This is a genomic window from Polaromonas sp. CG_9.5 (assembly GCF_035984465.1).
Taxonomy (GTDB): domain Bacteria; phylum Pseudomonadota; class Gammaproteobacteria; order Burkholderiales; family Burkholderiaceae_C; genus Polaromonas.
Genome location: NZ_JAXCHR010000071.1, coordinates 1 through 1,252, shown reverse-complemented (window position 1 = coordinate 1,252; position 1,252 = coordinate 1). Strand labels below are relative to the sequence as shown.

Sequence of the window (1,252 nt, the reverse complement as noted above, 5' to 3'; positions counted from 1 at the left end):
TGTGGTGGTCAAGTTATTTCGGACAGTTCGATAAGTTTGATAGTTGCCGATTGATGCTCGAAAGCAATAGGTGACAAGTTGCCCAGAGTTGAATGCAGACGCACAGCGTTATAAAAGTTCACGATGTAGTCTGCAATGTCCGTGATGGCTTCTGCGTGGTTGGCATAGTCTTTTTGCCAAACGCGCTCCATCTTCAAATTCAGGAAAAAACGCTCCATTACCGCGTTGTCCCAGCAATTGCCTTTTCGGCTCATGCTACCCGCCAAGCCATGCTGACTCAGCAGTGCCTGATGCAGACCACTGGCGTACTGCGTGCCTCGGTCTGAATGCACCACCAGGCCAGGGGCAGGATTGCGCTGCGCGATAGCCATCTGCAAGGCCGCACAGACCAGTGTTGCAGGCATCCGGGGAGCCATCGCCCAGCCAACAATCTTGCGCGAATGCAGGTCCAGCACCGCAGCCAAATACAGCCAGCCGCTGCGAGTTCGGATGTAAGTGATGTCACTCACCCAAGCTTGATTGGGCAAGGCCCTTGTGAACTGCCTGTCCAGCACATTGCCAGTGACTGGCATGGTGTGCTTGCTGTCGGTCGTGTGGATGAATTTGCGTCTCCAGAGCGAGCTCAGCTGATTGGCCCGCATCAGGCTGCGTACCCGGTGACGCCCGATACTCAGGCCCTGCGACTGCAATGCGGCGCATAACCTGCGGCTGCCATAGGTGCGCCCACTGGCGGCGAAGGCCGCTTTGAGATGCACACTGGCGGCGCAGACCTTGGGCACCGTCAGTCTTGACTTGGCTGCGCTGTAATAGCCTGAGCGGCTAATGCCCAGGACACGGCAAGCTTGAGCGACGGGTGCGGCCTTCTTTAAATCCCCAATAAGCGCATGGCTCATTTGAGTTCTCGGGCAAAGAAGGCCGAGGCTTTTTTTAATATCTCTACATCGCCTCGCAGTTGACGGTTCTCGCTCTCGAGTTGGCGAATACGCTGGTGCTCTGCGGTCAAGGGTTTGCCAATACCGCGTTGCCCCAACTGCTCGGCCTCAAACTGCACCAGCCATCGCCTGACGGCAGTGGCTCCCAAGCTCATGTCTTTGCAGACCTGTCCGACGCTCAGACCCTGGGTCTTGATCATTTGAACGACCTGTAGTTTGAAGCTGGGGTCAAAGACTCTTCTGGATTTGGAATTGTTCACGTAAGTTGCCGTTTCGTTTTGACAACCTATCGTTGTGTCTTTTTAAATTAGACCACCACA

General features: G+C 55.0%; 1 protein-coding gene. It reads right to left on the bottom strand.

The window, feature by feature from the left end; translation table 11 throughout:
* Positions 1 to 8: 8 nt before the first annotated feature.
* Positions 9 to 1,132 (bottom strand): IS3 family transposase gene (locus RCH06_RS17845; RefSeq protein WP_327082804.1). Its coding sequence is split into 2 segments (ribosomal slippage): positions 9 to 919 and positions 919 to 1,132, totalling 1,125 coding nucleotides; the frame shifts between segments, so codons are not numbered across the junction.
* Positions 1,133 to 1,252 lie beyond the last annotated feature (120 nt).